This is a genomic window from Blastococcus sp. SYSU DS0973 (assembly GCF_054051055.1).
Map to the genome: position 1 here is coordinate 1 of NZ_JBJHAN010000001.1, position 24,027 is coordinate 24,027.

19 protein-coding genes are annotated in these 24,027 nt (G+C 76.4%); 3 read left to right on the plus strand and 16 right to left on the minus strand.

Annotated features, from left to right (window positions below):
* Nucleotides 1-473: 473 nt before the first annotated feature.
* From ACI791_RS00005 to mraZ, 15 genes are all read right to left on the minus strand, one after another.
* Nucleotides 474-1,274 carry a YggS family pyridoxal phosphate-dependent enzyme gene (locus ACI791_RS00005; protein ID WP_456584163.1) on the minus strand — a complete coding sequence of 267 codons (801 nt, stop codon included), beginning with the start codon at nt 1,272-1,274 and terminating at the stop codon, nt 474-476.
* A gap of 61 nt (nt 1,275-1,335) precedes the next feature.
* Complete coding sequence (pgeF, locus tag ACI791_RS00010) at nt 1,336-2,067, minus strand: peptidoglycan editing factor PgeF (protein WP_456584164.1); 732 nt, start codon at nt 2,065-2,067, stop codon at nt 1,336-1,338.
* Between the two features lie 72 nt (nt 2,068-2,139).
* Nucleotides 2,140-3,432: a cell division protein FtsZ gene (gene ftsZ / locus ACI791_RS00015; RefSeq protein ID WP_347060323.1), complete on the minus strand. Its 1,293-nt coding sequence runs from the start codon at nt 3,430-3,432 to the stop codon at nt 2,140-2,142.
* Between the two features lie 388 nt (nt 3,433-3,820).
* Nucleotides 3,821-4,621 (minus strand): cell division protein FtsQ/DivIB, encoded by an 801-nt coding sequence (locus tag ACI791_RS00020; RefSeq protein ID WP_456584165.1) that lies wholly within the window; start codon nt 4,619-4,621, stop codon nt 3,821-3,823.
* The gene (gene murC, locus ACI791_RS00025; RefSeq protein ID WP_456584166.1) at nt 4,618-6,078 is read right to left on the minus strand and encodes a UDP-N-acetylmuramate--L-alanine ligase; all 1,461 of its coding nucleotides are present in this window, start codon (nt 6,076-6,078) and stop codon (nt 4,618-4,620) included. The genes ACI791_RS00020 and murC overlap by 4 nt, the downstream gene beginning before the upstream one ends.
* 10 nt (nt 6,079-6,088) lie before the next feature.
* Nucleotides 6,089-7,186 carry an undecaprenyldiphospho-muramoylpentapeptide beta-N-acetylglucosaminyltransferase gene (gene murG, locus ACI791_RS00030; protein WP_456584167.1) on the minus strand — a complete coding sequence of 366 codons (1,098 nt, stop codon included), beginning with the start codon at nt 7,184-7,186 and terminating at the stop codon, nt 6,089-6,091.
* Nucleotides 7,183-8,595, minus strand: a complete 1,413-nt coding sequence (gene ftsW, locus ACI791_RS00035; protein WP_456584168.1) for a putative lipid II flippase FtsW — start codon at nt 8,593-8,595, stop codon at nt 7,183-7,185. The genes murG and ftsW overlap by 4 nt, the downstream gene beginning before the upstream one ends.
* A 116-nt stretch (nt 8,596-8,711) precedes the next feature.
* A complete protein-coding gene (murD, locus tag ACI791_RS00040) occupies nt 8,712-10,148 on the minus strand; it encodes a UDP-N-acetylmuramoyl-L-alanine--D-glutamate ligase (protein ID WP_456584169.1) in 1,437 nt (478 codons plus the stop codon).
* On the minus strand, nt 10,145-11,224 hold the full coding sequence (mraY, locus tag ACI791_RS00045; protein WP_456584170.1) for a phospho-N-acetylmuramoyl-pentapeptide-transferase: 1,080 nt from the start codon (nt 11,222-11,224) through the stop codon (nt 10,145-10,147). Before mraY ends, murD begins: the two co-directional genes overlap by 4 nt.
* The gene (locus ACI791_RS00050) at nt 11,221-12,612 is read right to left on the minus strand and encodes a UDP-N-acetylmuramoyl-tripeptide--D-alanyl-D-alanine ligase (protein WP_456584171.1); all 1,392 of its coding nucleotides are present in this window, start codon (nt 12,610-12,612) and stop codon (nt 11,221-11,223) included. Before ACI791_RS00050 ends, mraY begins: the two co-directional genes overlap by 4 nt.
* On the minus strand, nt 12,609-14,171 hold the full coding sequence (locus tag ACI791_RS00055; RefSeq protein ID WP_456584172.1) for a UDP-N-acetylmuramoyl-L-alanyl-D-glutamate--2,6-diaminopimelate ligase: 1,563 nt from the start codon (nt 14,169-14,171) through the stop codon (nt 12,609-12,611). The genes ACI791_RS00050 and ACI791_RS00055 overlap by 4 nt, the downstream gene beginning before the upstream one ends.
* A 104-nt stretch (nt 14,172-14,275) precedes the next feature.
* Nucleotides 14,276-16,045, minus strand: coding sequence for a peptidoglycan D,D-transpeptidase FtsI family protein (locus ACI791_RS00060; protein ID WP_456584173.1), 1,770 nt, complete (start codon nt 16,043-16,045; stop codon nt 14,276-14,278).
* Between the two features lie 87 nt (nt 16,046-16,132).
* Nucleotides 16,133-16,711 (minus strand): hypothetical protein, encoded by a 579-nt coding sequence (locus ACI791_RS00065; RefSeq protein WP_456584174.1) that lies wholly within the window; start codon nt 16,709-16,711, stop codon nt 16,133-16,135.
* Between the two features lie 14 nt (nt 16,712-16,725).
* The gene (rsmH, locus tag ACI791_RS00070; protein WP_456584175.1) at nt 16,726-17,721 is read right to left on the minus strand and encodes a 16S rRNA (cytosine(1402)-N(4))-methyltransferase RsmH; all 996 of its coding nucleotides are present in this window, start codon (nt 17,719-17,721) and stop codon (nt 16,726-16,728) included.
* A gap of 437 nt (nt 17,722-18,158) precedes the next feature.
* Nucleotides 18,159-18,593 carry a division/cell wall cluster transcriptional repressor MraZ gene (gene mraZ / locus ACI791_RS00075; RefSeq protein ID WP_456584176.1) on the minus strand — a complete coding sequence of 145 codons (435 nt, stop codon included), beginning with the start codon at nt 18,591-18,593 and terminating at the stop codon, nt 18,159-18,161.
* A 259-nt stretch (nt 18,594-18,852) separates the two neighbouring features.
* Here mraZ and ACI791_RS00080 point away from each other — a divergent pair, with 259 nt between their 5' ends.
* Genes ACI791_RS00080 through ACI791_RS00090 form a run of 3 tightly spaced genes read left to right on the plus strand, consistent with a single transcriptional unit; the run spans nt 18,853 to nt 23,534 of the window.
* Nucleotides 18,853-19,836, plus strand: coding sequence for an AAA family ATPase (locus ACI791_RS00080; RefSeq protein WP_456584177.1), 984 nt, complete (start codon nt 18,853-18,855; stop codon nt 19,834-19,836).
* Between the two features lie 3 nt (nt 19,837-19,839).
* Nucleotides 19,840-21,192 (plus strand): DUF58 domain-containing protein, encoded by a 1,353-nt coding sequence (locus ACI791_RS00085; RefSeq protein WP_456584178.1) that lies wholly within the window; start codon nt 19,840-19,842, stop codon nt 21,190-21,192.
* Entirely contained in the window at nt 21,189-23,534 is a 2,346-nt protein-coding gene (locus tag ACI791_RS00090) for a transglutaminase family protein (protein WP_456584179.1), read from the plus strand. The genes ACI791_RS00085 and ACI791_RS00090 overlap by 4 nt, the downstream gene beginning before the upstream one ends.
* A gap of 4 nt (nt 23,535-23,538) precedes the next feature.
* Here the strand turns inward: ACI791_RS00090 and ACI791_RS00095 are convergent, their stop codons facing one another.
* Nucleotides 23,539-23,943: a DUF3040 domain-containing protein gene (locus ACI791_RS00095; RefSeq protein WP_347060300.1), complete on the minus strand. Its 405-nt coding sequence runs from the start codon at nt 23,941-23,943 to the stop codon at nt 23,539-23,541.
* Nucleotides 23,944-24,027 lie beyond the last annotated feature (84 nt).

Sequence of the window (24,027 nt, forward strand, 5' to 3'; positions counted from 1 at the left end):
GGGCAGCCCCAGCGGTCGGACCATGAGCGGCACGCTACCGGGCCACTTCGCCGTGGGGGGGGGGGGGGGGGGCCCGCCCGGCCCCCCCCGCCCCGCGCCCCCCCGCCCCCCCCCCCCCCCCCGGGCCGGACCCGCCCCCCCCCCCCCCCCCCCCCCCCAGGCCGAGCGGGCGGGCCTGGACGCGCCGCACCGACAGCGGCTCGGGGTCGCGGGCGGCGGGGACCTCGGCGGCCGCCGGCTCGTCGTCGGCGTACCCACCGGTGTAGTCGTCGTCGGCGTAGGGCCGGTCGGCGAACTCGTCGGCGTAGCGGTCCTCGCCGTACCGGCCGTAGCGGCGATCGTGCTCCAGCTCGCCGGACGAGCGGGAGTCGTACCGGCCGTAGCCGCGGGGGTCGTCGTCCTCGACGAGCCCCAGGTAGATCCCCATCTTCCGCATGGCTCCAGCCATCGGACCTTCCCCTCTGCCGGTGTCCTCAGCGTCGCGTCTGCACCATCGTCGTCACATCCGCCCCAGGAGCCCGGTGAGCCTGCGGCTCGTGCGACTGCTGTGACTCGCGTGGCTGGTGTTCCTCGACCTCACCGCAGGGTAGGGGCCGCGCTCCGAACAACGCGGTTCCGACACGCACGATCGTCGCGCCGGCCGCGACCGCGTCCTCCAGGTCGCCGCTCATGCCCGCGGAGATCTCCATCGCCTCCGGGTGGTCGGCCCGGAGGCGCTCGGCGAGGGTGGCCAGCCGCGCGAAGGCCGGTGCCGGTCGCTCTCCGCGGGGAGCGACCGCCATGAGCCCGCGCAACCGCAGCCCCGGCGCCGTCGCCACGGCGTCGGCGAGCGCGGGAACGCCGTCGGGCGACGCGCCGCCCCGCGCGGCGGCCTGCCCCTCGGGACCACCGAGGTCCACCTGGATCAGCACCTCGACCGGGCGCCCGGCCTGCTGCCCGGCCCGGTCCAGGGTCGCGGCCAGGGAGGCCCGGTCGAGCGAGTGGACGACCGCGCCGGTCCGCGCCACGGCCGCGGCCTTGTTGCGCTGGAGCTGGCCCACGAAGTGCCACCGCAGGTCCGCGCCCGCGAGCTCGTCGGCCTTCTCCAGGAGCTCCTGCACGCGGTTCTCGCCGAAGTCGCGCTGCCCCAGCCCGGCGAGCGCCCGGACGTCGGCGGCGGGCCAGGTCTTGCTGACCGCGAGCAGCGCGACGCCGGCCGGGTCGCGGCCGGCAGCCCGGGCGGCCGCGTCGATCCGGGCGCGGACCGCGTGCAGGTTCTCCTCGAGCAAGCTCACGTGGCCGATTGTCCAAGGAGGAACCGCCCCCGCGCAGGGGCGGGGGCACGGGGGCCCTCGATCAGCCGAGCCAGACCAGGCCGGCCTGGCGACCGGTGACGCCGTCGCGCCGGTGGGAGAAGAGGAAGGGGTTCTCGACCGTGCAGCGCGGGTCCTGGACGACCTCGGGGATACCGGCCCGGCGGAGGACCTGCTCGACCCCGGCCCGCAGGTCCAGCCCCGCCGTGCCGGCCCGGGTGCGCACCGCCGCGTCGGGGGCGACCCGCGCGACGTCGGCCTGCATCGCCGCGGGCACCTCGTAGCAGGCGCCGCACACCGCGGGACCCAGCAGGGCCGTCACGTGGCGCGCGCGGGCACCCAGGCTGGCCATGGCCGACAGCGCGGCCGGGAGGACGCCCTGCCGCAACCCTTCGCGCCCGGCGTGCACGGCTGCGACGACACCGGTCTCGGAGTCGGCCAGCAGGACGGGGACGCAGTCGGCCGCGAGCACCGCCAGCACCAGCCCGGGCGTCGCGGTGACCAGCCCGTCGGTCGCGGCGACCGGCTCCGCCCGGGGGCCGTCGACGATCGCGACGCCGGTGCCGTGGACCTGGTCCATCCAGAGCAGCCGGTCCCCGGCCACCCCGAGCTCGCGCGCGACGCGCGCGCGATTGGCCCCGACGTCGGCCGGGTCGTCGCCGACGTGCGTGCCGAGGTTGAAGGAGTCGTAGGGAGGACGCGAACGGCCGCCCCGCCGGTCGGTGACGACCCGGCGGGGTCGCACCGCCGACGGGGCGGCCGGTTCAGTGCTCATCACTGCTGACCTTACGGCCCCCTCCAGAGGCTCACCCGAACGTCCGGGAGGCGAGGAGGAGAAGGTCCTCTCTCAGCCCTTGAGGAACTCCGGGATGTCGAGCTCCTCCTCGAAGTCCTCGTTCGACAGCGGCCGGCGGCCGTTGGCGACCGGACCGGGGATCGGCGGGAGCGGGGGGACGGTCAGCCCGCCACCGCCGGCCGGCCGGCCGGCCGACGCGGCCGGCGCCGGCTGGGCGAGCCGCTCCCCCGTCGCCGGCTGGGCCGCCGGCGCCGGCTGGGCCGCCGGCGGAGCCGCCGCGACCGGCGGCGCGGCGACGGGACGACGCTGCGACGCGAACGGCGAGGCGCCGCCGGTGGACAGCGGCCCGGAGGTCGGACCCGACGTCGCCGCCGAGGTCTCCTTGCGCGAGCTGGGACGGCCACCGTCGAACCCCGCCGCGATGACCGTCACCCGCACCTCGTCGCCGAGGGCGTCGTCGATCACCGCACCGAAGATGATGTTGGCGTCGGCGTGCGCGGCGTCGGAGACCAGCGAGGCCGCCTCGTTGATCTCGAACAGGCCGAGGTCCGACCCGCCCGAGATCGACAGCAGCACGCCGTGGGCGCCCTCCATCGAGGCCTCCAGCAGCGGACTGGCGATCGCCTGCTCGGCGGCCAGCAGCGCCCGGTTGTCACCGCGCGCGCTGCCGATGCCCATCAGCGCCGACCCGGCGCCGGACATGACCGACTTGACGTCGGCGAAGTCCAGGTTGATCAGACCGGGGGTCGTGATCAGGTCGGTGATGCCCTGGACACCGGAGAGCAGCACCTGGTCCGCGGTGCGGAAGGCGTCCATGACGCTGACGTTCCGGTCGCCCAGCTGCAGCAGCCGGTCGTTCGGGATGACGATGAGCGTGTCGCACTCGTTGCGCAGCTCCTCGATGCCCGACTCGGCCTGCACCGCGCGCCGCTTGCCCTCGAAGGCGAACGGGCGGGTGACCACACCGATGGTCAGCGCGCCGAGCTTGCGGGCGATCGAGGCGACGACGGGCGCGCCACCGGTACCGGTGCCACCACCCTCACCGGCGGTCACGAAGACCATGTCGGCGCCCTTGAGCACCTCCTCGATCTCCTCGCGGTGGTCCTCGGCGGCCTGCCGGCCGACGTCGGGCTGCGCACCGGCCCCGAGCCCGCGGGTGAGCTCGCGGCCGACGTCGAGCTTGACGTCGGCGTCGCTCATCAGCAGCGCCTGGGCATCGGTGTTGATCGCGATGAACTCGACCCCCTTGAGGCCGACTTCGATCATGCGGTTGACCGCGTTCACCCCGCCGCCGCCGATGCCGACGACCTTGATGACCGCTAGATAGTTGTGCGGAGGTGTCATGCGGCGCTCCCCAACTGGACCCTCATCCTCAAGTTCAGCCTTACAGTTATGTCAACTGGGTCGACGTGGATGAAGTTAGGTGTGGTCCGAGAGGCGCTACAAGCACCCTCTCCGGGTCGGCGTGTCGGTGGACCCGGATCGCACCGAACCCCGGCGACCCATTGGTCACATCTGCCCCACTGAGTGTGACGACTCGCGCCGTGGATGTCTCATCCCGAGATCCAGGGACCGACAGCGCGCGCGACCAGAAACTTCGGCGAGGATTTCGCGTGTCGGGCGTGTCGGAGCCTCCGGCGTGTCGGCCGATCTGCTGGTCGCCGCCGGTACGCAGGCGAGCGGACACCCTCCGCCACCGACCCGGCTCGACCCGGCGGCGCGCGGCCCGGCCCTAACGCAGGACGACCGCGTCGGGGGTGCTGACGTCGATCTCGGCGGCCGGCTCGAGCTCACCGGCGGCGATCCGGTCGAGCAGCGCGCCCAGGACCTGTGCCTTGGTGGCGGACTCCGCGGCGTCGCCCCACACCACGACGGTGCCGTCGCTCAAGGTGAGGCCGATGTCCTCGACCCCGGGGACGGTGACCTCGGCCAGCTCGCGTCGGAGGTCGGTGGGGAGGGCGCGGATCGCCGCGATCCCGGCCAGCGTCTCCGGGTCGCCCGCCTCCGCGTCGTCCACGACGAGCGGCACCACAGCGGGAGGCGGGTTCCCGGTCACGGTGTCGAACAGGATGCCGTCGGCGTCCACCAGCGACCGCCGGCCCGGCGGACCGACCACCGCTACCGGCACCCGCTCGGCAACGGTGACCACGATGCGGTCGGGCCAGCCGCGCGCGGCCTGCACCTCGCGGACCTGCGGAAGCCGGGCGACGCGATCCTCGACCACATCGAGGTCGACGCGCAGGAGCGGCACGCCGTCGGGCACCTGCGCGGCCTCCCGCACCCGGTCGGCCGGGAGCGTCGTCGTCCCGTCCACCTGGACCGTCCGGACCGCCAGCAGCGGGGACATCCAGAGCAGCCAGCCGACCACGGCCACGAGGGTCGCGCCCACGGCCAGCTGGATCGACCGCCGCTGCCGGGAGCGGCGCCGGGGCGCGCGCCGGTCGGGCAGCGGGGTGACGCGGGCGCCGCGGCGATCGGCGGTCCGGCGTCCGCTCCGCGTGCGGTCGCGGGTGGTGCTGCCGGTCCGGTTCACCGGCCGGCGTCCGGCGCGTCGTCCTTCCCGGCCGGCCCCTCCGTGGCGCGCAGGGCGTCGAGCACCTCGGGCCCGACCATCGAGACGTCACCGGCACCCATCGTCATGACCAGGTCGCCCGGACGGGCGCGGGCGGCCAGCGCCGGGCCGGCCGCCGACCACGACGGCTCGAAGAGCACCTGCTCGGCCGGCAGCGGCACGGCGTCGGCGACCATCGCGCCGGTCACCCCCGGAACCGGGTCCTCGCGGGCGCCGTAGACGTCCATGACGACGACCTCGTCGGCCAGGCCGAGCGCGGCGCCGAAGCCCTCGGCGAACTCCCGGGTGCGGCTGTACAGGTGCGGCTGGAAGGCGACGACGAGCCGGCCCTCCCCCGCCACCGCGCGGGCGGCCCGGAGCTGGGCCTCGACCTCGGTCGGGTGGTGGGCGTAGTCGTCGTAGACCCGCACGCCCCCGGCGACGCCCTTGAGCTCGAAGCGTCGGTGCACGCCGCCGAAGCGGGCGAGCCCCTCGATCAGGCCGCCGGCGGGCAGCCCGAGCTCCAGACCGGCGAGCAGCGCCGCGGCGCTGTTGCGCGCCATGTGCTCACCCGGCAGCTGGATCGCGACCCGGCCGAGCTCGGCGCCGTCCAGCAGCGCGGTGTAGCTGGTGTGCTCACGGCCGACGACCAGGTCGGCCAGCCGGAGGTCGGCGTCCGCGGCGGTGCCGTAGGTGCGCACGCGGGCCGGTCCGGGCACCGTCCGCAGCCGGGCCGCCCCCGGGTCGTCGGCGCAGAGGACGACGAACCCTTCGGGGTGCACGGTCTGCAGGAACCGGTCGAAGGCCTGCTCCACGGCCGCGAGGTCGCCGTAGTTGTCCAGGTGGTCGGCTTCGACGTTGGTGACGATCCCCGCGAACGGCGACAGCAGCAGGAAGGAGCGGTCGCTCTCGTCCGCCTCGGCGACGAAGACGTCGCCCTCCCCCGCGTGCGCGTTGCTGCCGGACTCGTTGAGGTTGCCGCCGATCGCGAACGACGCGTCGACGCCGCAGGCCTGCACCGCGACGGTGAGCATCGAGGTGGTCGAGGTCTTGCCGTGCGTGCCGGCGACGGCGACGCTGCGCCGCCCCGCCATGACGGCGGCCAGGGCCACCGCGCGGGGCAGCACCCGCAGGCCGCGGTCGCGGGCGGCGACGAGCTCGGGGTTGTCCGCCCGGATCGCCGTCGACACGACCACGGTGTCGGCGTCGCCGACGTGCGCGCCGTCGTGGCCGAGCTCCACCCGCGCGCCGAGGGCACGCAGCGCCAGCAGCGTCGGGCTGTCCCGCCGGTCGGTTCCCGAGACGCGGACGCCCCGGGCGAGGAGGATCCGCGCGATGCCGCTCATCCCGGCGCCGCCGATCCCGATGAAGTGCACCGCACCCAGGTCCGGCAGGGACGGCACCGGGCCGGTCCAGGCCGCCACGTCGGCGGCGCTCATCGCTCGGTGCTCACTGTGCTCCTACCTCGCAGACGATGTCGGCCAGCTTCTCGTCGGCGTCGGGGACGCCGGCGGCGGCCGCGTGCCGGGCGAGGCCGGCCAGCGCCGCCGGGTCGGTCAGCAGCGGAACCAGGGTGCCGGTGATCCAGGCCGGGTCGAGGTCGGCGTCCTCGACGAGCAGCCCACCGCCGGCCTCGATCACCGGCAGGGCGTTGCGCCGCTGCTCCCCGTTGCCGATCGGCAGCGGGACGAAGGCTGCGGGCAGGCCCACGGCGGAGAGCTCGGCGACGGTGACCGCGCCGGAGCGGCAGAGCGCGAGGTCCGCCGCGGCGTAGGCGAGGTCCATCCGCTCCAGGTAGTCCACGACGACGTAGGGCGCGCTGCCCGCCGGCGGCTCGGGGACCACGACGTCGGTGTTCTTGGGTCCCCGGGCGTGCAGCACCTGCACCCCCGCGGCGGTCAGGGCGTCGGCCGCGGCGACGGCGGCGCGGTTGAGCGACGCCGCACCCTGCGACCCGCCGAACACCAGCAGCGTCGGGCGATCGGCGTGCAGGCCGAACTGCGCCCGCGCCTCGGCCCGCCGGGCGGCCCGGTCCAGCGAGGAGATCGCCCGACGCAGCGGCATGCCGACGTGCTCGCCGCGGTGCAGCGGCGTGCCGGGCACGGTGACCGCGACGCGGGCGGCCAGCCGGGCGCCGATGCGGTTGGCCAACCCCGGCAGGGCGTTCTGCTCGTGCACCACCACCGGCACGGAGGCGCGGCGGGCGGCGAGGTAGGCCGGCAGCGCCACGTAGCCACCGAAGCCGACCACCACGTCGGCGGCCAGCTCGTCGAGCAGGGCGCAGGTCTCGGCGACCGACCGGCGCACCCGGCCGGGCACGCGCAGCAGGTCCGGCGTGAGCCTGCGCGGCAGCGGGACCGGCGGGATGAGCCGCAGGTCGTAGCCGCGGGCGGGCACCAGCCGCGTCTCCATGCCGCGCGCCGTGCCCAGGCAGGTGATGCGCAGGTCGCCGTCGCGCCGGCGGAGGGCGTCGGCGAGGGAGAGCATCGGCTCGATGTGCCCGCCGGTGCCCCCACCGGCCAGGACCACCGACCGCACGGCGCTCACCGGTCACCGCCGGGGCGACCGCGCGGGGCGACGGGGCGCTGCCGCGGCGCCGGGGCCCCCGACGGGGTGCGCGCCGACGCGCCCCGGGTGGCGCCCCGGGGCCGGGCCGCGCCCCCGGCCCCCGACGGGGCCTCCGTGCGTACCGGGGAGCGGCGGGATGCGGCGCCCCGGGCGTGCAGGACGGTGCGAGGGCTGCTCACCACCGGCCGCTCCGGAACGGCGTCCGCCGGGAACCGGCGGGGACGCACCTGGTCGACGGCCGTGCTGGGCGCCGGCATGAGCAGCCGCGCCAGCCGGCTCCGCTCGGCCGTGCGCAGGTGCTCGACGGCGGCCGGCTCCGAGCGGGCGAACCGGGCGAGCAGACCGACGATGAACAGGGTCAGGATCAGCGAGGTGCCGCCCGCCGAGATCAGCGGGAGCGTCACCCCGGTCACCGGCAGCAGTCCGACCACGTAGCCCATGTTCATGGTCGCCTGGCCGGTGAGCCACACGGTGATGGCGACGCAGGCCAGCTGGACGAAGCGGTCGGCCGAGCGCCGGGCGATGCGGAAGCCGGCGTAGGCGAGGACCCCGTACAGGGTGACGACGACCAGGCAGCCGAGGAAGCCCAGCTCCTCGCCGAGGATCGCGAAGATGTAGTCGGACTCCGCCTCCGGGAGGATGTTCCACTTCATCGCGCTGTTGCCCAGGCCCACGCCCCACAGCCCCCCGGTGGCCAGCGCGTACATGCCCCGGATCGCCTGGAAGCCGGTGTCGGTCGGGTCCGCGAACGGGTCGAGGAACGCGGTGATCCGCTCCATCCGGTACGGCGCCGCCTGCACCATGACCACGATCGCGACGGCGGCCACCCCGGCGAAGGCGCCGAACCAGCGCAGCGGCATCCCGCCGGCCCAGAGCAGGCCGACCAGCACCAGGCCGAGGCTGACCACGCCACCGAAGTCGGGCTCGAGGATGAGCAGCAGCGAGAGGAGGACGAAGACCGGGACCACCGGCACGAGCAGCGACGTCGTCGTGAGGTACCGCTCGCGCAGGGCGATGACATGCGCGCCCCACAGCGCGAAGACCAGCTTGCCCAGCTCGGAGGGCTGGAAGTCGGTGACGCCCAGGGAGATCCACTGCCGGGCGCCGTTGCGCTGCTGGCCGATGCCGGGGATCAGCACGAGGACCAGCAGGACGACCACGACGATCAGCGCGATCGGTGCCCACCGGCGCACCAGCCCCACCGGCAGCCGCATGGCGACGACCATCGCGCCCAGCCCGATGCAGGCCAGCACCAGCTGCTTCACGCCGGGCGCCCACGCCGGCTCGTCGGCCAGCGCCGCCTCGATCGAGGAGGCGGAGAAGACCATGACCAGGCCGATCAGCAGCAGCAGCCCGGCAGCCCCGAGCACCAGGTGGCAGCTGGTCATCGGGCCGTCCATCCAGGCGGGCCCGCGCAACCGCGGCGCGCGCTGGTGCCGGAGCCGCGTGCCCGGGGAACGGCGCTCGGTCCCCGCCGCGCGGCCCGGCCGGGCGGTCGTGGCGGTCATCGGGCCAGCGCCGCGACGGCGTCGGCGAAGGCACGGCCCCGGTGCCCGTAGTCGCGGAAGACGTCCATCGAGGCCGCCGCGGGCGCCAGCAGCACCGTGTCGCCCGGGGCGGCCAGCCGGGCGGCGGCGGCGACGACCGCGGCCATCGTCGCCTCACCCGTCGCACCGGTCCCGTCCATCCCGTCATCGTCGCCGCTGGGCACCGCCACCACGGGGACCGACGGGGCGTGTCGCGCCAGCGAGGCGGCGATCAGCTCCCGGTCCCGGCCGAGCAGCACCACCCCGGCCAGCCGGGGGGCGACGGCGGCGACGAGCGGATCGACGTCGGCGCCCTTGAGCAGGCCCCCGGCGATCCAGACGACCCGCGGGTAGGCGGCGAGCGAGGCCGCGGCGGCGTGCGGGTTCGTCGCCTTGCTGTCGTCGACGTAGTCCACGCCGTCGACCGTGGCGACGAGGACGTTGCGGTGGGCGCCGCCGCGGAACCCGGCCAGCCCGCGCGCGACGGCCTCCAGCGGCACCCCGGCCGCGCGGGCGAGGGCCGCGGCGGCGAGGGCGTTGACGGTGTTGTGCGGCCCGGGGACGGGGACGTCGGCGCGCGCCATGATCGGCTCCCCCACCGGGTCGGCGGCGAAGGCGCGGTCGACCAGCGCCCCGGCCCGCACGCCCAGCTGCCCGGGGGCGGGCTCGGCGAGGGTGACGGTGACCGGTCGCGGATGGCCGGCGACGAGAGCGGCGGCGACGGGGTCGCCGGCATCGGCGACGGCGACCGGCGCCCGCTCGAGGATGCGCGCCTTGGCGTCCCGGTAGGCGGCGAAGGAGCCGTGCCAGTCGGTGTGGTCGTCGGCCACGTTGAGCACCGCGGCCGCGGCCGGGGCCAGCGACGAGGACCAGTGCAGCTGGAAGCTGGAGAGCTCCACCGCGATCGCGTCGTACGCCGGCAGCCCGTCGGCGCCCCGGGCGGTGACCACCTCGACCAGGGGCCGGCCCACGTTCCCGGCGGCCACGGCCCGGTGCCCGGCGGCGGTGAGGATCGCCTCGAGCATGGTGACCGTCGTCGTCTTGCCGTTGGTGCCGGTGACCGCCAGCCACGGGGCGCGCGTGCCGTCGGGGCCGGCGAGGCGCAGCCGCCACGCCAGCTCCGGCTCGCCGACCACCTCGATGCCGCGGGCGGCGGCGTCGACGAGCAGCGGCGCGTCGGGCCGCCAGCCCGGTGAGGTGACGACCAGGTCGACGTCCTCGGGCAGGACCTCCGACGCGCCCAGCCACCTGGCGCCCCGGCCGGTCAGCTCGTCGACGGCCGGGCGGCGGGCGGCGTCGGTGAGCAGCACACGCGCCCCGGCGTCCAGCAGCACCCGGGCGGCCGCCGCCCCCGAGACCCCGAGGCCCGTCATCAGCACCGTGCGGCCGGCGACCGGGAAGCCCTCGACGCTCACAGGCCCACGAAGCTCAGCCAGTCGGCGTAGAACAGGCCGAGACCGAACGCGACCGCCATGCCGGTGACCAACCAGAACCGCACGATCACGGTGTTCTCGGTCCAGCCGGCCAGCTCGAAGTGGTGGTGCAGGGGCGCCATGCGGAAGACCCGCCGCCGGGTGGCCCGGAAGAAGGCCACCTGGATGATCACCGACAGCGTGACCGCGACGAACAGGCCGCCGAGGACGACGAGCAGCAGCTCGGTGCGGGTGACGATCGCCAGGCCGGAGAGCAGCCCACCGAGGGCCAGGGAGCCGGTGTCGCCCATGAAGATGCGCGCCGGGCTGGTGTTCCACCACAGGAAGCCCAGGCAGGCGCCCATGCCGGCGGCGGCCACCAGCGTGACGTCCAGCGGGTCACGCACCGTGTAGCAGCCCTCGATGAGCTCGTTGGCGCAGTCGTGGGTGAACTGCCAGAACGAGATGAAGATGTAGGACGCGAACACCATCGCCGAGGAGCCGGCGGCGAGGCCGTCCAGGCCGTCGGTGAGGTTGACGGCGTTGGAGAAGCCGGCGATGAACAGGTAGGCCAGGATCACGAACGCGATCGGTCCCAGGGCCAGCGGCGCGATGTCCCGGACGTAGGACACGACGGTGGACGCCGGGGTGACGTCGTCGCCGTTCGGGAAGTTGATCGCCAGGACCGCGAAGGCGACGCCGACGACGAGTTGACCCACGAGCTTCGCCGTCTTGTTCAGCCCGAGGCTGCGCCGGTGGCGGATCTTCAGGTAGTCGTCGAGGAAGCCGACGGTGCCCATGCCGACCATGAGGAACAGCAGCAGCAGGCCGGTGGCGCTGAACCCCCAGCCGGACTCCCCGACGAACGCCAGGTGGGCGACGAGGTAGCCGAGCACGGTGGCGCCCACGATGACGGTCCCGCCCATCGTGGGCGTGCCCTTCTTCGACAGGTGGCTCTCGGGACCGTCGTCGCGGATCTCCTGCCCGAGCCCCTGCCGCCGGAAGGCCCGGATGGCCAGCGGCGTCATCAGGATCGAGACGATCAGGCCGACGGCCGCCGCGATGAGGACGCTCCTCATCGCCCCGCACCGCCCAGCAGGTCGGCGGCGAGGAGCTCCAGGCCGTAGGAGCGGCTGGCCTTCACGAGGACGACGTCCCCCGGGCGCAGCACCTCCGTCAGCCACGCTAGGGCAGCGCCCCGGTCCGGCACGTGCACCGACTCCCCCCCTGCGCGCCGCCCTCCGGCGGCCGCGCCCTCCGCTATGCCTACCGCATCGGCGCCCACCGCGACGACCAGGTCGACCCCCGCCGCAGCCGCGTCGCGGCCCAGCCGCTCGTGCTCGGCGGCGGCGTCCGGGCCGAGCTCGGCCATGCCGCCCAGGACGGCGATCCGCCGCTTCCCCGGCAGCCCGGTCAGCGCCGCCAGGGCGGCGCGCATCGACTCCGGGTTCGCGTTGTAGGCGTCGTTGACGACGGTGACGCCGTCGGCGCGCCGGTCGACCTCCATGCGCCAGCGGCTGCGGGGCCCCGCCGCCGACAGCCCGGTGGCGACGTCGGCGGGAGCCATGCCGACAGCCAGCGCCGCACCGGCCGCCGACAGGGCGTTGGCGACCTGGTGCTCCCCCACCACGCGCAGCGCGACCGGGTGGCGCTCCCCGCCGGCCACCAGCGTGAACCGGGCGCGGGCCGAGTCGTCCAGCGCGACGTCGAGCGCGCGCACGGCGGCGTCGGCGGACCGGCCGGTGGTGAGCACGCGGGCCTGGGTGCGGGGGGCCATGCCGAGGACGCGGGGGTCGTCGGCGTTGAGCACCGCGGTGCCGTCGGCGGGCAACGCCTCGACGAGCTCACCCTTCGCCCGGGCGATGACCTCGGCGCTGCCGAACTCCCCGAGGTGGGCCGAGCCCACGTTGAGCACGACGCCGACCTGCGGCCCGGCCACCCGGCACAGGCGGGCGATGTGCCCGGGGCCGCGCGCCCCCATCTCGAGCACGAGGAAGCGGGTCCCCCGGTCGGCCGAGAGCACCGTGAGGGGCAGGCCGATGTCGTTGTTGTACGACCCCGGCGGGCTGACCGTGGGGCCGGCGCCGGCGAGCACCTGGCCCAGCAGGTCCTTGGTCGAGGTCTTGCCCGACGAGCCGGTGATGCCCAGCGTGCGCACGCCGGCGGCGGTGAGGCGCTCGTGGACGCCGGCCGCCAGCCGGCCCAACGCGGCCACCGGGTCGTCGACCACGACGCACGGCAGCGCCCCGTCCGGCCGGGCGGCCAGCGCGGCCACGGCACCGGCGGCGGCCGCCGCGCCCAGGAAGTCGTGGCCGTCGGCCCGCTCCCCCGCCACCGCGACGAACAGGTCGCCGGGGGCGACCGCGCGCGAGTCGAGGGTGACCGTCCCGGTGACGGTCGCGTCCGCGGCGCCCTCCAGGCGTCCGCCGGTCAGCTCCGCCACCTCCGCCAGGGACAGCTCGATCACGACGTTCCTCCGCTCAGGACCTCGCGCAGCGCCGTGCGGTCGTCGAAGGGGTGCACGGTGCCGGCGATCTCCTGCCCGGTCTCGTGGCCCTTGCCGGCCACCAGCAGCGTGTCGCCCGCACGGGCCAGCCGCACGGCCGCGGCCAGGGCGGCCCGGCGGTCGCCGACCTCCAGCACCTCGGCGCGCCGGTCGGCGGGGACCTCCGCGGCACCGGCCAGCATCGCCGCGCGGATCGCGGCGGGCTCCTCGGAGCGGGGGTTGTCGTCGGTGACCACCAGGACGTCGCTGCCCTCCGCGGCCGCCCGGCCCATCTCCGGGCGCTTGCCCGGGTCGCGGTCGCCGCCGCAGCCCAGGACGGTGATCAGCCGCCCCGGCGTGGCCCCGCGCAGGGCGGCCAGCGCGGTGCGCACGGCGTCCGGGGTGTGGGCGTAGTCGACGACGGCGACGAAGGACTGGCCGGCGTCGACCGGCTCCATCCGCCCGGGGACGACGGTGTCGGCCAGGCCCGCGAGCGCGTCCTCCACGGCGACGCCGATGCCGTCCAGCAGCGCGACGGCCAGCACCGCGTTGGCCACGTTGAACCGGCCGGGCAGGCGCAGGCGGGCCGGCCAGCTGCGGCCGCCGGGCCCCTGCAGGGTGAACGCCGAGCCGCCGCCGGGCACGGTGGCGACGCCGGAGGCGGTCCAGTCGGCCTGCGCCCCTTCGCTGCTGGCGACCGTCACCGGCCGCGGACGGCCGGGGCGCGCCACGAGGCGGCGGCCGTACGGGTCGTCGACGTCGACCACCTCCACCGCCGCGCGGCCGTCGAACAGCAGCGCCTTGGCCCGGAAGTAGTCCTCCATGTCGCGGTGGAAGTCCAGGTGGTCGCGGCCCAGGTTGGTGAAGCCGGCGGCGGCGAACCGCACGCCGCCGACGCGCCCCTGGACCAGCGCGTGGCTGGAGACCTCCATGACGACGGTGTCGACGCCCGCGTCGGCCATGCCGGCCAGCAGCGCGTGCAGGGCCGGGGCCTCCGGGGTGGTGCGGATGCTGGGCAGTGCGGTCACCGTCGGGCTGCCGTCGGCGGCCCGCCCGCGGGTGCGGGCCTGGACGGTGCCGATCAGCCCGCTGGACCGTCCGGCGGCGGCCAGCCCGGCCTCGACCAGGTAGCTCGTCGTCGTCTTGCCGTTGGTGCCGGTGATGCCCAGGACGGCGAGCCGGCGGCTGGGCTCCCCGTAGACCCGGTCGGCGACCGCCCCGAGCACGGCGCGGGGGTCCTCGACGACGCACACCGGCAGCCCGGTCGCCACCGCCTGGCTCCGGCCGGTGGGGTCGGTGAGCAGCGCCACGGCGCCCCGGGCGGCGGCATCGGCGGCGAAGCGGGCGCCGTGGGTCCGGGCGCCGGGCAGCGCGGCGTAGAGGAAACCGGGGGCGACCTCGGTGGAGGCGAGGGTGGCACCGGTGACCTCGACGCCGGCGCCCTCCCCCTCCGGCATGCCGATGAGATCGGCCAGCGCGGCCAGGGGCAACGGGTGGTTCCCCGCGGGCCGCGGGGTCGTCCCGGGGTCGGTCGGGGTCACGGGGCTCCAATCTACCGGCGGGGGCCCACCCGACCGGCGCACGTGCGCGGAACGCCGCCGGCCGCGCCGCCCCGTGCGGGGAGCGGCGTCGGCGGCGGCCTGGCTCAGGGGGTGCCGGTCAGCTCGAACTCGGGGCGGGGGGTGCCCGAGGGCACCACGTCGTCGGCGGTCAGCGCGGCCCGCATGACGTCGGCGAAGACCGGAGCGGCGACCTGGCCGCCCTCCGCGGAGCTGGTGGGGCGCTCGAGGTCCACGGCCACGACGTACTGGGGGTCGTCCGCCGGGGCGAACCCGGCGAACGTCGTCACGTAGCCACCACCGGCGTAGCAGTTGCACTCGGGGTTGGCCCGCTGCGCGGTGCCGGTCTTGCCGGCCACCCGGAAGCCCTCGATCTGCGCCAGCGGGGCAGTGCCGCCCTTGCCCACGACGGCCTCGAGCATGTAGGCCATCTGCTCGGCGGTCGACTCGCTGACGACCCGCGTGCGCGCCGGCTCGGCGGTGGGCTCGGGGCGACCGTCGGCACCGGTCACCGACTGCACGATCCGCGGCTCGATCCGCACGCCGTCGTTGGCGATCGCCTGGTAGACCGACGCCATCTGCAGCGTGGTGACCGAGACCCCCTGACCGATGGCCACGTTGGCGGCCCGCACCCCGCTCCACTCCGCCGAGTCCTGGAGGATGCCGCGGCTCTCGCCGGGCAGCTCGATGCCGGTCTTCTCCCCGATGCCGAACGCCCGCAGGTACTCCTCGAGCTTCGCGTCGCCGACCTCGCGGGCCAGCATGATCGTGCCGACGTTGCTGGACTTGGCGAGGATGCCGGTGACGGTCCAGTCGACCGGCGCGTGGTCGTGGGCGTCGGTGACCACGCGGTCGCCGGCCTCGATGTGGCCGTTGACCGACAGCACCCGGTCCGGCGTCGCGACGCCCTCCTCGACGGCGGCCGCCAGCGTCACCGCCTTCAGAACCGATCCGGGCTCGAAGACGTCGGAGACCAGCGGGTTGCCCAGCCGGTCGGGATCGGTCTCGCTGTACTTCCCGGGGTCGTAGCCCGGGCAGGCGCCCATCGCCGCCACCCGGCCGGTCGCCACCTCCAGCACCACCGCGGAGGCGCGGGTCGTCGCGCCGTCCGCGCACGCCTCGGCCAGCCGCTGCTCGGTGACGAACTGCAGGTCCTGGTCGAGAGTGAGGGTGACGTCCCGCCCGTCGGTCGCCGGCGTCGCCTCGTCGATGCCCGACGGGATCGGGTGACCGCCGCTGCCCACCTCCACCGTGCGCTGCCCCGGCGTGCCGGACAGCTGCTCCTCGAAGGTTTGCTCGATGCCGGCCAGGCCGGTGCCCTCCCGCCCGACGAAGCCGATGACCTGGCCGCCGACGGAGCCCGCCGGGTACAGCCGCACCGGATCGTCCTCGAGGAAGACGCCGGCGAGCCCCAGTCCGTCGATCGCGTTGGTGGTCTCGGGGGCGACCTGGGCGGCCAGCACGACGTACCGGCCGTCCGCCGACAGCTTCTCGGTGAGCTCGGGCACCGGGACGTCGAGCAGCGTGGTGAGCGCCAGCGCGGTACGGGCCGGATCGCGGACGACCGTCGGATCGGCCACCACCCGGGAGGCGTCGACGGTGTAGGCGAGCGGGTTGCCGTCACGGTCGAGGACCTGGCCGCGGAGGGCCGCGATCGGGTAGGTGCGCAGCCTGTCCTGCTCCGCGGCGCTCGCGTACGCCGCGCCGTCGATGCCCTGGAGCACCACCAGCCGCCCGACGACGAGCAGGAGCAGGGAGATCAGGACGACCAGGCCCCACCGGTTGCGCCGGCCACGCTGGTCGACGGACAGGCCGGCTCCTCCGCTGCGGCGGGTGCCGGGGGCCCGGCGGGACACGAAGGGACCGGTTCCCCCGCGGCCGGGCGAGGACGCGCGCACCGTGCGGGGGCCGGCGCCGGGTCCACGAACGCTGCTCGGCACGGGTCAGTTCCCGTCCGGCGCGCTGTCCGCGGGGGCGGGAGTGGGTCCGGCGGCGGGCTCCGGCGGCGCGGGAGCAGGCGCGGGCTCCGGCGTGCCGCGCATCGTCGTCGTCCCGTCGGGCCCGAGCACGAGGTAGCCGGGGCTGCCTGCGGGCACGAGGCCGGCGGCGACGGCGTCGCCGGCGACGTCGGCCGGCGTGTTGCCCGAGACGACGAGCTGCTCGAGGCGCTGGACCTCCTGGGCGCGGGCGCCGTTCTCCGCCCGCAGCTGGCTGGCCTTGAGCGAGTCGACGGCGACCGCCGTGTTGAGCACCAGCAGACCGAGCGTGGTGAGGCCCAGGAGCGCCACGGCCAGGAGGACGAAGGGCGCCTTGCGGGAGCGCAGCGAACCGCGGGCGCGACGGCGGGGGCGGACGGCGGCGCCGGTGGGCACCAGGCGCAGCTCGGGGCGAGGAACGGCACGACCGCTGCCGCGGGTCCCGGACGGCGAGGTGCGCGGAGCCGGGCCGGTGGCCCGCGTCGAGCCGGTGGCCCGGGAGCCGGTGGCGCGGGTGGAAACGGTGCGCGGGACGGCGGTCCGCACTACAGCAGCGCGGGTCACGCCGCCCGCCGGATGCGCTCGGCGGCCCGCACCCGGGCCGAGGCGGCGCGCGGGTTGCTCGCGGTCTCCGCGGGCGCGGGGGCCTCTCCCCCGCGGGTGAGCAGCCGCAGCACGGGCCCGCGCTCCGGCAGCGGCACCGGCAGCTCCGGCGGGGTGCGGTCCACCGCTCCCGCGGCGAGCGTCTGCTTCACGATCCGGTCCTCCAAGGAGTGGAAGGTGATGACCGCGACCCGGCCGCCCACGGCCAGGGCGTCGATCGCGGCGGGGAGGGCGCGCTCCAGCGCGCCGAGCTCGTCGTTGACCTCGATGCGCAGCGCCTGGAACGTCCGCTTCGCGGGATGGCCGCCCGTGCGGCGGGTCGCGGCGGGGATGGACTCACGGACCAGCTCGGCCAGCCGCGCGGTGCCGGTGAACGGCTCACGGGCCCGCTCCCGGTCGATCGCGGCCGCGATGCGGGAGGCGAAGCGCTCCTCGCCGTAGACCCGCAGCACGCGCGCGAGGTCCTTGGGTGGATAGGTGTTCACGACGTCGGCGGCCGTCCGTGGCGCGCCGGGGTCCATGCGCATGTCGAGGGGTGCGTCGGTGGAGTAGCTGAACCCGCGGTCGGGGCGGTCCAGCTGGAGCGAGGAGACACCGAGGTCGAACAGCACGCCCTCGACCTCCTCGATCCCCAGGCGGTCGAGGACCTCGGGGAGCTCGTCGAAGACAGCCGGCACGACCGTGACGCGGTCGGCGTGACCGGCGGCCTCGATCCGGCGGGTGGCCTCGGCGCGGGCGTCCGGGTCGCGGTCGAGCCCGACGACGCGCAGCCCGGGGTGGGCGTCCAGCAGCGCCAGGGTGTGGCCGGCCAGGCCCAGCGTGGCGTCGACCAGGACGGCGCCCTCGGCGGCGCAGGCGGGGCCGAGCAGCTCGACGACCCGGTCGAGGAGGACCGGCACGTGCACCGGAGACCGCGAGTGGTCCGGCGCCGCGGCACCTCCAGTGCTGCTCATCGTCTGCTGCCTCTCGATGGGTCCGGGATGGTGCGGCGATGGTGCCGCGCCCCGCTCGGCCGCGGGGGGACGCGGCGGCGGGCGGTGTGCGGGATCGTGCGGGTGGGGCCCAGGGGGGAGGTGGGGTGGCGGTCGCGCGGTGGGGCGCGGTGGGGCCGGTGGAGCCGAGTGGGGCGGCGGGACCTCGGACCGGGGTGGCGCCCGGCCCCGCGGGCTCCGCCTGGCGTCGGGGAAGAGCGTCAGGTGGCGCCTCGCGGGGCCGGTGGGGTCACCCGTGCCGGCCGAGGGCCGGCGGCGCCCGCCGGTCCGCACGGTCCTCCGCTGTGGGACCGAGCCGCGGGGAAGGCGGCTGGGGCCCGGCCCGGTCGAGCCGCGGGGAAGGCGGCTCGAACGGCTGCGGCGCGGAGGCCGGTGGGGGCGGGTGGGGCATCCCGGGATCACGACAGCGTCGGCATCCCCTCGCTCTCCATGTCGGCGAAGGCGGCCTCCTGCTCGGCCACGTAGGCGTCCCAGGTGGCGGAGTCCCAGATCTCGAAGCGGGTGTCGACCCCGACCACGACGACGTCGCGGTCCAGGTGGGCGTACTCGCGCAGCGGCGCGGGGATGGTGATGCGGCCGGTCTTGTCCGGCTCCAGCTCGACCATCGACCCGAAGCTCATGCGCGCCCGCATGCGGGCTGCGGCGGTGTCGGAGGGCGCCATCGCAGCCATCGCAGCGCTCTGCTCGGCGACCCGGGCCATGGTCAGCCCGTAGATGCAGCGGTCCTGGCCCTTCTTGATCACCATGCCGTCGGCCACCTGGTCGCGGAACCGGACGGGCAGGGCGAGCCGGCCCTTCTCGTCGAGGCGCAACTGGTAGCTGCCGACGAACACCGGATCACCTCCCGCATCGGTCCTCCCACGGCTCTGCAGGTCCCCAGGCCGAATCCTGCCTCCCCACCCGGCGACACAGTAACCCACTGGCCCCCACTGGACACCACTCGACGCCGTGTCGTGACCCACCGCCTCCACCGCCGCCCCGGCACCGCCGGGGAGCCCTCGGAGAGGCCCGAGCGGTGGCGCGAGCGGTGGCCCGGGCGGTGGCGCGATCGAGCACCGGCGCGGGGCCTCGCGTGGCACGTACGGTGGGGCGGTGACGGAGGCGACACGGGCCGCCGACGGAACGGCCGACGCGTCGGTCGACGTCGCCGCCGAGGGAGCACGCATCGCGGCGAGCGTGGGGCGCGTCGTCCAGGGCAAGGACGGCGTCGTCCGGCTGGCGCTGATCGTGCTGCTGGCCGAGGGCCACCTGCTGATCGAGGACGTGCCCGGCGTCGGGAAGACGACGCTGGCCAAGGCGCTGGCCGGGTCCATCGACGCCAGCGTGCGGCGCATCCAGTTCACGCCCGACCTGCTGCCGAGCGACGTGACCGGCGTGGCCGTCTACGACCAGGAGTCCCGGGCGTTCGAGTTCAAGCCCGGAGCGATCTTCGCCAACCTCGTGGTCGCCGACGAGATCAACCGGGCCTCTCCCAAGACGCAGTCGGCGCTGCTGGAGTGCATGGAGGAGCGGCAGGTCACCGTCGACGGGGTCAGCTACGAGCTGGCCCGCCCGTTCCTGGTGATGGCCACCCAGAACCCGCTGGAGATGGAGGGCACCTACCCCCTCCCCGAGGCGCAGCGTGACCGGTTCACCGCCCGGGTGTCGATGGGCTACCCCGACCCGGCCGCCGAGCTGGCGATGCTCGACGACCGCGCCACCACCGACCCCCTGGGCACGCTGCGCCCGGTCGCCGACGCCGCCCTCGTCCGGTCGCTGGTCGCCGCCGTGGGCCGGCTGCACGTCTCCGAGGCGGTGCGCAGGTACGTCGTCGCCCTGGTGGAGGCCACCCGCCGCTCCTCGGAGCTGCGCCTGGGCGCCTCGCCGCGGGCCGGGCTGCAGCTGCTACGCGCCGCCCGCGCCTCCGCCGCCCTCGACGGCCGCGACCACGTGCTGCCCGATGACGTCCAGTCCCTCGCCGTGCCGGTCCTGGCGCACCGCCTCCTGCTCAGCAGCGAGGCCTCGGTCAGCCGGCGCACCCCGGAGCAGGTGGTCACCTCGCTGCTCGCCTCCGTGCCGGTCCTCCGCGGGCGCTGATCCGTGGCCGCAGGATCCGGACGGGCCCGCTCGGCCCTCACGCTCCGCGGCCGCTGCCTGGTCGGCGGCGGCCTGGCCCTCGGCCTCACCGGCGCGGTGCTGGGCGAGCGCTCGCTGGTGGAGCTGGCCGGCTTCGTCCTCGCCCTGCCGCTGCTCGCCGCGCTCACCGTCGGGCGGAGACGGTTCCGGATGACCACCCGGCGCAGCGTCACCCCGTCGCGGGTGCCGCGCGGTGCACCGGCCGAGGTGGTCCTGGAGCTGGTCAACTCCGGCACCCGCCGCGGCGGGCTGTGGCTGCTCACCGAGCACGTGCCCCCCGCGTTGGGCCTCCCGCACCGGTTCTCGGTGGCCGGTCTGGCCGCCGGCGCCGCCACCACCGTCCGGTACCGGGTGCTCGGGCGGCACCGGGGCCGCTACCAGCTGGGGCCCCTGCAGCTGCGGATCGTCGACCCCTTCGGCCTGGTGGAGCGGACCGGCACCGGCACCGGCACCGCGCCGCTGACGGTGGTGCCCCGGGTGCGCCCCCTCGGTCGCGGAGGGCCGGGTGGGGAGCACGGCAGCGGAGGCGACGGGGTCCCCCGCGCGCTGGCCGTCCACGGCGACGACGACGTCAGCGTGCGGGAGTACCGGCGAGGCGACGACATGCGCAAGGTGCACTGGCGGGCCACCGCGCGCACCGGCGAGTTGATGGTCCGGCTGGAGGAACGGCCCTGGCGCACGCAGGGCACGCTGCTGCTGGACACGCGGGCCCGGGCCCACCTGGTCGCCCCGGCGGGGCGCACCGCCCGCGACGTCCCCCGACCGCCCGGCGACGACTGCCCGCCCGCGGACAGCCTCGAGTGGCTCGTCGAGGCCGCGGCCAGCATCGGCATGGCCCTGGTGCAGCGGGGCGCGGAGCTGCGGGTGGTCACCGCGACCGGTGAGCTCTCGTCGGCCCCCGGCCGCGGCGGTCTCGGGGCCGAGGAGCTCCTGGACCGGCTGGCCGTCGTCGGGCCCTCGCGGGGGACCGACCTGTCGGCCGCCGTGTCGGCGGCGTGCCGGGCGGCCGGCGACGGCCCCCTGATCTGCCTGCTGGGCGCCGTGGGGCCCGACGACGTCGCCGACCTCGTGCGGCTGCGCCCCGGCCCGGCCGCCGGCCTGGCGGTGCTCGTGGACATCACCGGGTGGGGCGATCCGGTGCCGAGCCGCCGGCGCGGGATCGCGGGCGCCGCCCCCGACGCGCTGGCTGCCCAGCGGGAGGAGGCCGCGGCGGTGCTGGCCGGCGCCGGCTGGCGAGTGATCACCGCGACGGCCGGTCAGGACGTCGCCGAGGTGTGGGCCGCCCTGGGCGCCGTTCCCGCGGGAGCGCGGGCATGAGACCGGCCGACGCCCGCTCCTCCGTGGCCGCCGCGGTCGCCACCCTGCTGGGGGCGCTCGCCCTCACCCCCGTCTTCACCAGCCGGGCCTGGGTCCCGCCGGTGTTCCTGGTGATCGCCGCCGTGCTCGCCGGCGGGCTGCTGCTGCGGGCCGCCTCGGCCCGGCTGGCCACCCGGGCCGCCGACCCCGGGCCGCTGGAGTCGCTGGGCAGCGTCGTCGTGCCGGCCGGGCAGCTGGCGCTGGTCGCCTGCCTGCTCACCGCCGTCTTCGCCTCCGAAGGCGCGGTGGCCGGTGTGGTGCCCACCCCGACCAGCCTCGGCCGGCTCGCGGAGGTCTTCGGGAACGGAGCGGCCGAGATCCGCGAGCAGGCGACGCCCGCCCTGCCGCTCACCGGCCTGCTCGCGCTCACCACCCTGTTCGTCGGGCTGGTCGCCGTCCTCGTCGACCTGGTCGCGACCGCCGGGCGGCAGGCGACCCTGGCCGGGGTGGGGCTGCTGGTCCTCTTCTGCGTGCCGGTGGGCACGGTGACCGGCGGGGTCGGCCTGGTGGCGCTGGCCGGACCCGCCGCCGGCTTCGCCCTCCTGCTCTGGGCCGACCAGCGCCGCGAGCTGGACGGTTCCGCCGGTGAGCCCGTCACCGGCGGCACCGGCACCGCCGTGCGCATCGGCGTGGTCGCCGTGGCGGCGGGCGTCGGCCTCGGCACCGTGGTGCCCACCCTCCCGGAGGGCTCGTTCGCCACCGGGCTCGGCGGCGGCACCGGCTCGGCCACCGGGACCTCGCTCGACCCGGCGGCGGAGCTCCGGGGTCAGCTGACCCTGCCCGAGCCGATCGATCTGCTCCGCGTGGAGGCCTCCGTCGAGGACCCGGGCTATCTGCGGGCCGTGGCCCTCGACGAGTACGACCCGGCCGGCGGTTGGTCGCTGAGCAACCTCGACGGCGAGATCTCCGTGGCCGACGACCAGGAGCTCGCTCCTCTGCCGGACCGGCAGCCGGTCCGGCCGGTGACCGCCTCGGTCGAGGTGCTGGAGCACGACGACCGGTTCCTGCCCGTCCCCTCCGTGCCGCAGGCGGTGCGCGTGGACGACGACGCCGAGGCGTGGCGGTTCGACGCATCGACCGGAACGGTGTTCGGCCGCGACGCGACCAGCGCGGGGCTCTCCTACCGGGTGAGCGCCACCGAGCCCCGGCCGACGGCGGAGATGCTGTCGGGCGCCGAGCCGCTGCCCCCGGGAGCGGTGCTGCAGGAGCGCTTCACCGCGCTCCCCGAGCTCGACCCCGCCATCGGGGAGCTGACCACCCTGCTGACCGACGGCGCGACCACGGGCTACGAGCGGGTGCGGCGCATCCAGGCCTACCTGAGCGACCGGTCCAACGGGTTCACCTACAGCCTCTCCACGGCCCCCGGGACCAGCGGCGACGACCTGGTGGACTTCCTCCGCCTCAAGCGCGGCTACTGCGAGCAGTACGCCGGTGCCATGGCCGTGCTGGTCCGCCAGGCGGGGATGCCCGCGCGGGTGGCGCTGGGCTACACCCCCGGCGACGCCCAGCGGGGCGGCACCCGGCTGATCACCAGCGACGACGCGCACGCCTGGGTGGAGGTCTTCTTCCAGGGCTACGGCTGGGTGCCGTTCGACCCGACCCCGCTGGGAGCCGCCCGGCAGGTGGCCCTTCCGTGGGCGCCGCGCGCCTCGGAGGAGGAGCGGGAGGACGCGGCCCCGGCCGCGCCTGCGGCGCCACCGGCCCCGGCGCCGGTGGCGCCCCGCGCGGACCGCGTTCCCGAGGGACTTCCGCAGGCCGGCGCCCGGCAGCAGGCCGGGACGTCGCTGCAGCCGCTGCTGCTCACCGCCGGGCTGGTGGCCGTCGGCGCGCTGCTGCTGGCGACGCCGGCCGGGGTGCGCGCCCTGCAGCGCCGGCGCCGGCTGGCCGGGGAGGGAGCCGACGGCCTCTGGGACGAGCTGACCGCCGGCGCCGTGGACCTGGGCGTGCACCTCCACCCGTCCTGGACCCCGCGCCGGGTGGCCGACGCGCTGGCGACTGCCGTGACCCGCGGGCCGGGTGGGCCGTCGGTGGCCGCGTCCGTGGCCGCGGTGCACGAGCTGGCCCGGGCGGAGGAGGCGGCCACCTACGGGCGGCCGGGGAACGGGCGGCCCGGCCCCGAGCTGCGGGCGGCGCTGCGGACGGCCCGCCGGGGGCTGGCCGGCGCCCGGCCCCTGCCGGTGCGGCTGCGGGCGCTGCTGTGGCCGGCCTCGCTGGTGGACGACGTCCGGGCCGCACTCCCGCAGCGGTGGCGGAACGCCACCGGCCGTCGTCCGGGGAGGACGACGGCCGGGCGGGCGGTGTGAGGGGCTACTGGTCGTAGCGGCGGCGGAAGCGCTCCTCCAGGCGGCTCTTCATCGGCTGCCGGCGGGTGCGGCCACCGCCACGGCCGGCGGCCGTCGAGCCGCGCGGTCCGGCGGGGGCGTCGGTGACCTCGACGGCGCCGGTGGCCGCGCGGTAGTGCAGCACGCCGAGGGCGGCACCCCCGAAGGCCACCAGGAATCCCAGCACGCCGAGCGGCACGGACTCGGCGACCGCTCCGCCGACCAGGACGGCGAGGCCGACCAGGACCAGCAGTGCGCCGAGCTGCAGCTTGCGGCGGGCCTTCAGACGGCGATCGCCGGTGCGGACCGAGGAAGCGAACTTGGGATCGTCATCGACGAGGGCGCGCTCGATCTGCTCCAGCAGACGCTGCTCGTGCTCGGAGAGCGGCACGTCGACCTCCAAATGGGCGGAGCCAGTTCCGTCGGAGGCTCCCGCCGACGGTGTCTCCGAGGATACGAGCCGATTGCAAGGCGC